This is a genomic window from Robertmurraya sp. GLU-23 (assembly GCF_052983275.1).
In genome coordinates, this window is sequence record NZ_JBRKCV010000007.1 from 65,579 (window position 1) to 77,649 (window position 12,071).

Below are 12,071 nucleotides of genomic sequence, written 5' to 3' on the forward strand. Positions count from 1 at the left end.
TTCGCTTGACCACATAAAAAAAAACAACTATACTAATAATCAGATAGTTGTTTTTCCCATAGACCAACCAATCATACTGATACGGCAATATCAGTCAAAGGGATGTCTACGTTCCATTATTAAACATATAAGCATTATATAAAAATTTTTTTAAAAAGGCAATGTAAATTGTCTTATAAAGGAATGGAAAATACGGAACAAGGCTTATCCATGTGATTGTGTAAAGAAAGGGGAATCAATGGTAGTAGGTCTTTTGTGGAAAAACCTCCATCTATAACAAACTCTATGGAGGTAAGAAAAATGAACATTATTTTTTTGCAGGAAATGACCGCAACTATTCAAAGGCTTTCCCGTTACAATGAAGGGCGTTCTGACCGGGTTAAAGTTCAAACTCTCCTTCAAACTGTTGAGGCAATTCCAGAAGGGCAATTTTGGTACATTCCATCTGGGACTAGTGTTCCACCGCATGTATTGGAATTTCTACGAAAGGATGCTGAATCAAGAGGGGAACAGTTTCAGCTGCCTATGATTCCACTAAAAGCTGACATTCTTGAAAGTACAGAAGATATCCAGGAACACGCAGTGTTAGGAAATCTAAGAGAGGTCTTGGATGATGTAAACAAGGCCATTCTGGTTTCTGTAATGAAAAAAACCGAATTGACGAAACTTCCAGGACGTTCAAAGGAAGGTCATTTCGTTTATGAAATCACCTATGAGCACAACATTTATGAAGTACCAGGACAACCAAATCATTATGAATTTGTTACTCAACTTCCTTTCTCCGGGTTACAACTGTACCCAAGTGGAGGTAGAGTCGAATTAGTGGTGTTGTTGCCAACTAGCGCGATTGTTGATCAAAACTTAACAAAAGGAATCGATGAAAATGGAGCGGAACTTCAGAAATACTTTACCCCAATTCCTGCTACCAACAAAACTGTTGTTTCTTTTGATTATCGTTTAGACCCAATATTCACTGTACATTATTCTTATAACGAATAGAAGTACAATAAAAGACAGGTGACCGAAATGTCATCTGTCTTATTATATTTCCCCCCTACTACTATGAATAAAAACAAAAAGTAAAACCAGAGACGACTTCCTCTCTGGTTTTGAAATGAAATAGCATTGTTTTTGTGTATCCAAGATAATCAATTAAATTATCTAAAAATTTCTTTTCTTAAATTATCTATACTTTTTTGTTAATAATCATGAATAGTAATATTAAATTCAACCATTTTTGGGGTAAGCGAAGCCTTTTTCGCTGCTACAACAGCATAGAATGCTCTACACTTTCTCCACTAAAGATACCATCTGAAGGAAACTATTTGTTTTCGTCTCGCCTATATGTGTCTAGATAACGACTATGTTTTTTAACATTGTTCCGCAAACCCTTAATGCAGAATTGAACATATTTTTCTATTCTATATACAATAGGACAAAATACGGAGTCTATAACACCTTTTTAAATAATTCACAAAATTGGTGTTATACGAATTGTTGAAGTACCTTTTCTATTACTATACTGTTCCCTTTGTTCTGACTCGAGCGACACAAAAATACTTACAAGAGTGACACAAACATACTGAACTGATGTTTTTTTCAGTGTCCTTAGATTAATTTAGAGCATCTACTTTAATTATTTGCACCTGGAATCCATTTTATTAAAGATTGCGACATGAATTAATAAAATGACACAAAGATACTTAATATAAAATGACACAATAATACTGAAAGGCTTTTTGGTTTTAGTATTATGATGTCACTCGTCATTTTTTCTAACTGGTGTTACTTCTTATAGGTCCCCTTTACCGTTACCAGCTTACGCGATATCTCTAAAAGTCTGTATTAGTACTCTCAAAAGTAAACCTTTTTGATATAAAAAGAGTTTTAACCCTTCTAAGATTATTACTCACTTGCAGCAACATTGAAGTTCCTTTTGAAACATGTTATTAATACAGATAGGTAAGGGTTTGAGATTATCGCTCCCTTTTGTCGGGTAGAAGGGCAACCTCTCAGTCACCGTCCCCCCTAAGAACCGTACGTGTTAGTTTCCCAACATACGGCTCAAGCATGCCTTTGTCCAAACTTTGGCTAGATTAGTCCTGATAGTTTCTTGCCCTTGATATATCTCTTGACACTTCTATGTTGAATGTCATTTGGAGTTTCTCCAATAGCTGGGAATACCTTGTGGTATTCAAGGTGACAAGAAATGTGAACTAATTCTAGATTTTTATATTCATTACTTCCGCCTTTTACTCTAGGGATTTTGTGATGTGTTTCTAACCCTTCAGAACCATCTGTTATTGAGTGGGTGCATAAAGGGCATTTGTATTTTTGCTTTTTGGCTAACTTTTGCCTATACGCTACATTATTTTTATCGAACTCTTTAATATCACGTTTTTCAAAGTATCCTTTTAGGTATTTGTTAAAAGGACTGTAATTGTATTTGATTTGTACATGCCTTACAATCGGTGTCCAGGACATCCTTTTGAGTTGGTTATTGGTTATAGGGTCAGTTAGTATCCACTTACTCTTACTTTGACCAGTTTTATCTGGTTTGTAGTACCTTTGAATAATCCATCGCCCACTCTTTTTTGGGTGCAGCCTTCTTAGAAACTTATATTGGGTTGTCCAAATATGAGAATCCATTTCGGAAAAGACTTCTTTGGCGACACTTGGACTCCAATAATTTGCCGTACCTATTATTATAGGATTAAGTGTACTGACAAGCACTTGTACGTTTTTTCCATAGAATTGTCTTGTTTTATCGGTTAACTTCTTTTTAGCAACTTTGATGCTATCCTTGGACGGTTTGATAAGAACTTTGTTCCCATTGTGAGTTTTGTATTTTCTTATATTAAAACCTAAGAAATCAAACCCATTTTCGATATGAGTTACTTTTGTCTTTTCTAATGCTAACTCTAAACCTCTTGTTGTTAGATAAGGTTTTATCTTGTTATATAATTCGTAAGCCTCTTCCTCAGATTCACACATGATGACGAAGTCATCTGCATACTTTACCACTGCATACTTAGTCTGATTTACAAAAGATACCTTAGTTTTTCTCTTTTCTTCTCTATAACTAATATTGAGCAGACTTTCTAAACCATGTAATGCAATATTAGCTAGAAGAGGTGAGATGATACCCCCTTGCGGGGTGCCATTTTCTGATACATGAAAAACCTTGTTGTCGACAAAGCCTGCTTTTAGCCATTTTTCTACCACATTAAAGGCTGGGAATCCCTTTATTTGTTCAAGGATATAGTCATGATTGAGGTTGTCGAAACAGCCCTTGAAATCACCTTCAAAAATCCATTGCTTTTTGTTTCCAATAGTATTGAAGATTCTTTCGATAGCATCGTGACAATTCCTTTTTGGTCTGAACCCATATGAGGTTGGTTCAAATTTGGCTTCCCACTGTGGTTCAAGAGCTAATTTAGCAATATTTTGATAGACTCTATCTTTAATCGTTGGTATCCCCAGTGGTCTAAGTTTACCGTTCTTTTTTTCGATATATGTCCGATAAGTTGGTTTCGGTCTATGGCCATTGATGTTTAGATTTTTCATTTTATTGTAGAGTTCTACTCTCTCATATGGAGTCAAGGCTTTATATCCATCGACCCCTGCTGTACGTTTCCCTTTATTGATTTGGGTAACCCTACGAATTGAGAGCAGTAATGCGGCTTGGCTTTTCATAAGTAGCCTTTGTAAGTCCCTTACTTTGCGGATTTTCCCAAAACGTTCGGCATGGTATATTCGTTGTTGGAATATCTCTACATACTGACTAATCTTTAACCAGTTAATACGATCCCAATCAGTAATGTCTGGTAATGCGGACTTCTTTATAGAAGTATACATCGTCTGTTACCCTCCTTTGGAATTATTCTTAAACGCTTTATCCCATGTTGCACACCAATTGGAATTCAGCACCCTTTCGGGTTTGTCAGAAGACATTATCCACCCAGTTATTTCCGATTTCTGTTGCCTTTCGACATGGTGGCGTTTGCTTTTTCCAACCTCCTATATCCCCTTGGGGAATTGGGCTTCGCTTACGCTAAGCTTACCTCTATGTTTAGGACCCCAAATGGACTTACCAAGTTCAACTTCTGTCAGATGCGAGTAGATTAGGTTCCTCCAATACACCGATAGGTCTGTGGGTTGCATTGAAAGTATTAAAGGGGAAAATACTTTCCCTACCTATAAAAACGCTAGTATTGCTGTGTCCTATCTAACGACTGTGTTGACGATGCTTATAAAGATTCACTTATCGTTAACCATACTACTCTTTCCCCTAGCCTCCATCTGCTAAGACACTGGCATCTGGTTTGGCATCACCTTATGCAACCTACATTACGATTACTCATAATGCAGTTTCGGAAGGGAATATCTTATGCAACTAGATAGTCTCGAAGAGACACTGACTTTGTGCGGAAGAAGTTGCTTCTTGTCGCACCCCCCTGTTCACACCGTACGTGCGACTTTCACCGCATACGGCGTTCCAACTAATCCAATTCATTCAATTCTATGTACTCAAGTGAAATTAGTTTAATTCCAATCAAATCGTATAGTTTTTACATAAGCTTCTGAGTTCATTTACTTTTCCCTTTAGTTTGCTGTTCAGTTGTAAATCATCAAGAATAGAATTAATTTTATTAATATCTTTCAGATGTACGAGCCTGTGAAGAGTTTCATGTAGAACTATCAAGTTTGAATAACGGTCATCCTTTGAGATATGGTAAGGAATCTTATGATGACAATGCCAATCACTCTTACCAAGTTCTGCTCCTGTAACTGCACATTTTCCATATTGAGCAATGAACTTGCTAATGCGGTTATCGTTATATTCAATCGTTCGATTTGGAATAAAGATTTTCATGACATGACTTAAAACGCTCTTGTTAATCGCTTTTAAATTGTTGTGTATTTTCTTTCTACCTTCGGCAGTATAATTACTTATATCTTGCGAGAAGCAAAGATTCGTTTTATGCCGTTGGGCATAGATAGGGACAAACACCATGTTTTGAATTTTAAAGAATTGTGGTGAATATCCTTTATAGCGTTTTTGGAGCGTGGTAGTCATTTCATCAAACTTAGCTTTTGTTCTGAAATGCTTTAGTCGATTATATAAAGTCTTGTTTAGGTGGGAGGACAACTCACTTAAATTATTAGAAATGTTAGTTGCTGGTGCGTAATAGTTTTGAATTCCCATTACTACTGTATTGTAGTGCCAAACTGTTTCGGCACACGGTTTTTTCTGTATTGTTTTTATAGAATCTTTAATTTTAATGAGGGCATTGGACTTAGCTTTCTTCGTCATATTGGATTGTGCTACAAATCCAAACCTAGTTTTCCCTTTTTGTATCGCTCGAAATGAGAACCCAAGGAATTCGGAAGAATTCTTCTTTAAATTGATAACCTTCGATTTTTCATCACTTGTCTCTAGATGTAATCTGTTTTTTAGAAAATCCGTAATCGCATAATTCATTTTTATCGCTTGCGAGCGAGTGACAGAGTACCTTAAAATCATCAGCGTACCTGACAATGTAACATTCCTTTAGGTTTGACTTCTTGAGTTGCTTAACTCTACTTCCATTCTGTTTATATTCATGGTTACTCTTAAACGTTTCCCATTGATTACTGACCCACCAATCCAGTTCATTTAGAACAATATTTGATAAGAGTGGTGAAAGTATTCCCCCTTGCGGGGTTCCTTTGGTTGGCAAACCCTCTCCTTCAATCTCTGCTTTCAATAGCTTTGAAATAATAGAGAGTAAGGATTTATCTTTAATGCCCATAGACCATATTTGTTTGAGTAACTTACTATGGTTGACGTTATCAAAAAATCCTTTTATGTCCACATCTACACAATGATAAAGACCCGCCATATTGATAAGCGATTCTAATCTCGCTTTTGCATGGTGGGTACTTCTATTTGGTCTAAAGCCGTAACTATGTTTATGAAATTTTGCTTCACAGATGGGTTCTAAGACTTGTAAGATACATTGTTGGATAATTCTGTCCCAGATTGTCGGTATTCCTAGTGGTCTTACTTTTCCATTTGCTTTAGGAATAAAAACTCGTCGTACACATTCTGGTTTGTATGATTGAAGCGAATTTTGAACGTGTTCAATTACTCCTTCTACCGACAAATGCTTAATGTCATCAATGGTTAATTTATTTGTCCCTGCTGTTTTACTCCCTGTGTTTCTTTTAATGTTTCGATAAGCAAGACGTATATTTTCATCGGATCTGATCAGTTTCATTAAGTCATAGAAATTTTGACCATCGACACTTTGAGAATATAAATTATCGAAGCAATGTTGCATATCGTAATATTCATTGTGTCTCAGTTTCTTCCGTTTCAACAAGTTGGTGACTCCCTTGGGAGTTGAACCTCTCTTAGTCTCACAAGAACCTTATTAACCGATAAAGAACTGTGTTACATGGTTGAATGATTCTTTTTAGTCTAGTGGCTATCCCTCCAGGTTGATTAGACCTTTCCTTGGTACTGTGCCACCACTTTCACTGATACAAAGACAAGTTATACAGTAACTATTTTCATTACTGCTTTCCTTATCAACGCTTCTTAGAGAGTAAGCTCTCCACGATATCAGCTTACAATGTTGAATTATATCTATTATAGAATGAACTTAGGTGCTTCCTGTAAGCCTGTTAACCGTTCATATGCCTGTAACATATCATGGACTTTTATATTTGTTAGTCTTACTCATCCACTGTTAACCTCACATTAAGTGATATACACATTTCTATGTATTGGGCGTGTAGACCCGTACATTCAGAAGTTCGTCAGCTTAACCTTTTATTATAGGTTTATTTGCATTCTCACCATATTCAATCAACTCAAGCACCATGAATTACACCACTCCATCGAGGAGGCTTTCGGCAGCCAAAACTGCTACGGTAATTTCTCACGCCTTTTCGCCGAGCTTATAACACTATCATTCTTACTAACTCAAATGCTATTCGACTAAGAGAGAACCCTTCAGGGCGTTACCCCATCATTTGATTCTTCGATATAACCCTTCAGTTCCGACAGGAACTGTCTGACCTTTACCTGAGTATTGTAGCCAATCTCAATTTGAGCCAGAAACATTTCGCACAATAAAAGCCCCCTATTATTTAAGTGTATGGGTTCACAATCATAGCTTTAAATTTCATTCTCATTATCTCATTAAAGGATGCTGCCCTTAACTGCAATAAAAGATTCCATAAGAAAAAGCATTAATCTTTCTAAATTAATGCCCCCTATCACAAACTTGAAATATCTTTAATAAAGCCACCTTAAAGGTGGCCAAATGAATCATACATACTTATCCTGTTAAAACATCCTCTTGAGGATAACGTATTTTAGATTTTTCCTGCCGTGCAAGAGAAAATGCGAGTGTTAATGGCCCTAATTTACCAGTGAACATGACTATGATAATAACTATCTTACCAATAATTGAAAGGGAAGCAGTAATCCCCATAGATAAGCCTACGGTACCAAAAGCAGAAACAACCTCAAACAAAATTGGTAAGAAAGTTGAATCCTCCGTAATGGTTAATACAAAGACAGCTAAAAATACTAATGTTAGAGCAATCATAGTAATAGCAAGTGACCGAAAAATGATGGTATCGCTTATAGATCTTCTAGCAACAACGATTTCTTTTTTTCCTTTTAAATAAGTAACAACCGTCAACACAATAATTAAGAATGTGGTTAGTTTAATTCCCCCACCTGTAGAAGCACTTCCAGCACCTACAAACATTAAGAGAATCATTAGATGAATAGTGGGGTCGGTTAAACTCCCAATATCTAAAGTGTTAAATCCTGCTGTCCTAGGCGTAACAGCTTGAAAATACGATGCCCACCATTTTTCCACTACAGATAAGGACCCTAATGAATTGGGGTTTCCATATTCCAAGAAGAATATAAAGAACATGGCTAATAGGTTTATAACAAACGTACCAATGATCATAATTTTCGAATGTAGGCTAAGCTTTTGAAACGTTCGTTTATTCTTTAGGTCGGCTAAAACGGTAAAGCCAATTCCCCCTATGATAAAGAGTAAAGTTATAACAATATTAACAACTGGATCTCCAACATAACGGCTTAAACCGTCAGACCATAAGGCAAATCCAGCATTATTAAAGGCTGAAATAGAATGAAAAAAGCTATAATAGATTCCTTTAGCAAACCCCATTTCAGGAACCCAACGCAGAGATAGTAAAATCATGGCTATTAGCTCGATACCTAATGAAAAGATGAATAGATTTCTTACTAATTGAACAACCCCTCCTAGAGAAGTTTGATTTAAAGCCTGTTGGACGAGAACTCTTTCTTTAAAACCAATCTTCCTTCCAAGAACCAAGTAGATAAGGACAGCAAAGGACATGATCCCTAATCCCCCTAACTGAATTAAAGAAGCAATGACGATCTCACCAAAAAGAGTATAGGCTGTTTCTGTATCAACAACTACAAGGCCTGTAACTGTCATGGCTGATGTAGCTGTAAAAAGTGCATCCAGCCAACTAACAGTAGTTGTCGTTGCAAAAGGAAGTTTAAGAAGAATTGTACCCAATAGTATAGAAATAGCAAAAACCAAAACCAATAATTGCGACGGATTTACGTTTATAAATTTATTTTTCATGTTACACACCTTTTTCTTCAAAACGGTTTAAATCGGAATTATGTCCTATCACAATCAAAACATCTCCTTTTTGTAATACCTCTTCCGCTACTGGTGCAACAATTACGTCCTCCCCGCGCTGAACAGCAACCACACTGCACCCATATTTTGCTCTAACATCGAGTTCAAGTAAAGTTTGATTATGTAATTTATCGGATGCTACTATTTCAACGATACTATGGTCCTTAGAAAGTTCAATATAATCAATAATTTTTTCGGATGCGATATAATGGGCTACCCGTTTGGCCATGTCCCTTTCTGGGTGAATAATTCGATCCGCACCAATTTTATCTAAAACTTTATGATGATAGTCATTTTGAGCCTTTGCCCACACTTGCTTAACTCCCAGCTCTTTTAAATGGAGGGTAGTTAAGATACTTGCTTCAATATCGTCTCCGAATGAGACAACCACTAAATCAAAATTTCTAATACCTAAATGCTTCAGAGTAGGTTCATCAAGAGTATTTGCTTGGATAGCATGAGTGGCATAAGAAGCAAATTCATTTACTTTGTCTATGCTTTTGTCTACTGCCATTGTATCAATTCCTAATTCATTAAATTCTTTAACTAAACTCCCTCCAAATCTACCCAATCCTAGTACGGCTATTTGCTTCATTTGTCTCCGTCCTTTCCAGAAAATAAAAAAGACCATTCTAAAAAATAGAATGGCCCGTATCATTAAATACATTCCACCCTCAATTCGCCTACGAGGTTAGCTGACGGATTAGGAGTTGAGAGTCTCCTTCTACTAAACGTAGATTCACCCCAAAAGATTGGTTCCCCCGCTCAATTTAGATTAGGCATTTCATTTAATTTTTTCTTAGACAAATATATATCCACTTTTTCTCGTTGTCAATAAGTGGTTTAAATGTTGAAGCTAGAAGAAAATATCTACAAAGCGTAACTTTGTTTTATGTCTTTATTTTTTTGCTATTCCTCTTGAGTAAAACTGCTTCTTTTATACAACAAAGAAATTCAACAGAAATAGGCATTAATCCACCTCTGGATCAACACCCTTTTAACAGTAGCTAGCGTAAGCGATATATTTTATAACTATAATTTTAGTCTACTCTCATTTACAATCGTTTTTTCGATGACATATTGATATCCGTAGATAATAATTGATAGCAATATACAAATAAAGTACCAGCTAGTATGAGTGATTTTTTTAAATTTAAATGCACCCACCTTTTCCCACACAGTAGCCATAGGAAAAGCATTAAAGATATTTAGCATTACATTAACAATCAAATATTTCGGGAAATTACCATAAGTAAATTTAAATATCCATAATGTTGCTACAAAGTATGGCCCTAATATGTATGAGAAATCTACATTCCCTGGGGAGAATGGGTTTTTATTTTTCCACCATCTTTTCTTATTGCTGATGACACTAAAGACACTTATAAATAGATTAACAAAACTTGCAACAGGTAAATACCTTAAGAATGATTTCTTGTCCATAAACAAAACAGAAAGCCAAGGAATGACTATCATAGTTAGAGAAAACATTTGCTTTTTCTTCAATAACATCGACCTTTCAATTTGTTTGTGTATATCATTCCCGAAGAAATCCTTCTCTATTTATACCTAATGCAATTACCAACGATTTTACTAATAAGAATAGTTCCTATTCCATAAACCTCCCTCAATAAACAAAGTGAAAACTCACGTTTTCTCCAGTATTCTCAGTATTTTATAAATTGTAATTTTAGAGTTTAAGCTCGATACTATGGTTGGATTTATCTCGTAAGGATAAATTTGGAGCTTTGGAGTAAAAAGACTGATAGCTCATCAGCCACGCACTTACAAAAAAATGGTGGATGAGTAAAAATATGATCGCACTGGTGGATATCCACATATCTTATGGAGGTCAACCCTCCCATGCCTCACAGAGTCTTCGCTCTCAAATTCCTTCGTCCAACCTTTCCATGAGGTGGATGTCAGTCATGCTGCCCCACAGGGTCCTTGCCCGAAGTTTTATTGCTTTGCTGACTAATCCGTGCTTCAAATGTACGAGACTTCTAACACCTAAAACTCTTTTCTACTATACTGGTCCTACTGATTTAAGCTGTTTTTTCAACTTCTACGTTTACTCTCATATGAGGGATATCCTTTAACATTCGCTCTTCACTAAACTCAAATTGTTTTTTACCAATGGCAAATAATATACGTATTAACTTATTGCACAAGGCTATCAAAGACTGCATTTTCTTTAGAGGATTATCCGGACGCTGCGTGTAATAGGCATGTAACGCTTTAAAAGCCGAATTCTTCGCAACCATAATCATACAAACCCTGAAAAGGAGAGCCCTTAGCTTCTTCCTACCTCGTTTGGTGATTTTTGTTTGTCCTTTATGTTTGCCAGAGGTATTCTCCTTCAAGCTCAGTCCAGCTAGCTTTATGATTTGTCTAGGGTGAGAATAATCTTGAAGATTTCCTACTTCCGCAAAGAAGCCGGCAACCGTATCTCTGCCTACTCCCTTAATAGCTAACATTTGTTGAACACCAGGAATATGTTCAATTAGGTTATCTATCTTATCATCTAGTTCTACGAACTTCTTTTGTATCTAGTCATACTTATCAAGCAGAGTTGCTAGTTCTAATTTAGCCATACCAGCACCTTGGCGAAGTCCGATGGACTCTTTTGCTGCTTGTTTTAACTCTAGTATTTTGTTTAGTCCCACACTCCGACTAACTGCCTTTCGTAAATGTTCCAATAAGAACTGATTAGTGAAATCAGTCAGTTCATGTGGTAAGGCTCCTAGCCTTAAAAACTGTAAGGCTGCTTTCCCTTCCCAACTCTTAAAGACGGTTAAAAACTCAGGAAAATACCGATCTAGCCAGTTGTGAATCTGGCCTTGCACCGTTTGAAGGTCATCAGTTAGGAGATCACGTATTTTTTTCGCCACGCGGAGTTCTGCATAAACACCTTGTGGAATCGTTGGTTCAGCATATCTCCCGTCCTTGACCAACTGAGCGATGACTTAGCGTCTTTCACATCGTTTTTAGTCGGTGAATTATCGTCAAGTTCCTTACTCCTCTTAACATGTATCGGGTTCACAGCGACAAACTTTATATCATTCTCTTTTTGTATATGTGCTAGGTTTAGCCAATAGTGGCCAGTAGGTTCCATTCCTACTATCACTTTTTGCATCTGTTGTTCTAGCTTTAATTGATTGATCCAATTGAGAAACAGTTCAAATCCTGGCTTGGTATTATCAAAATAACACGGGGAACCAAACTCCATTCCTCTATAGTCCTGTGCACGTGCGACATGCTTGTACTTGGCAATATCAACACCTATAATAAGAGTTTGAGAAGTGATTTGAGCAATCTTTTCATTTTGGTTATAATTCATTTTAAGACCTCCTGGTGTTA

General features: G+C 36.4%; 5 protein-coding genes, 2 pseudogenes and 1 riboswitch. Of the genes and pseudogenes, 1 reads left to right on the plus strand and 6 read right to left on the minus strand.

Annotated features, from left to right (window positions below):
- Positions 1 to 300: 300 nt before the first annotated feature.
- A complete protein-coding gene (locus ACVBAX_RS13045; protein WP_160548503.1) occupies positions 301 to 999 on the plus strand; it encodes a hypothetical protein in 699 nt (232 codons plus the stop codon).
- Positions 1,000 to 2,091: 1,092 nt separating this feature from the next.
- On the opposite strand, the gene ltrA (ACVBAX_RS13050) is transcribed toward ACVBAX_RS13045, so the two are convergent.
- From ltrA (ACVBAX_RS13050) to ACVBAX_RS13075, 6 genes and pseudogenes are all read right to left on the minus strand, one after another.
- Positions 2,092 to 3,858, minus strand: a complete 1,767-nt coding sequence (gene ltrA / locus ACVBAX_RS13050; RefSeq protein ID WP_447117417.1) for a group II intron reverse transcriptase/maturase — start codon at positions 3,856 to 3,858, stop codon at positions 2,092 to 2,094.
- 697 nt (positions 3,859 to 4,555) lie between these two features.
- A pseudogene (gene ltrA, locus ACVBAX_RS13055) lies at positions 4,556 to 6,365 on the minus strand (group II intron reverse transcriptase/maturase).
- 966 nt (positions 6,366 to 7,331) lie between these two features.
- Positions 7,332 to 8,651, minus strand: coding sequence for a TrkH family potassium uptake protein (locus ACVBAX_RS13060; RefSeq protein WP_447117418.1), 1,320 nt, complete (start codon positions 8,649 to 8,651; stop codon positions 7,332 to 7,334).
- 1 nt (position 8,652) lies between these two features.
- Positions 8,653 to 9,306, minus strand: a complete 654-nt coding sequence (locus ACVBAX_RS13065) for an NAD-binding protein (protein WP_160548501.1) — start codon at positions 9,304 to 9,306, stop codon at positions 8,653 to 8,655.
- A gap of 69 nt (positions 9,307 to 9,375) precedes the next feature.
- A riboswitch (cyclic di-AMP (ydaO/yuaA leader) is annotated at positions 9,376 to 9,503 on the minus strand.
- A 240-nt stretch (positions 9,504 to 9,743) separates the two neighbouring features.
- Positions 9,744 to 10,217: a hypothetical protein gene (locus ACVBAX_RS13070; protein ID WP_340906682.1), complete on the minus strand. Its 474-nt coding sequence runs from the start codon at positions 10,215 to 10,217 to the stop codon at positions 9,744 to 9,746.
- Between the two features lie 539 nt (positions 10,218 to 10,756).
- Positions 10,757 to 12,051, minus strand: a pseudogene (locus ACVBAX_RS13075) (IS110 family transposase).
- Between the last annotated feature and the right edge of the window lie 20 nt (positions 12,052 to 12,071).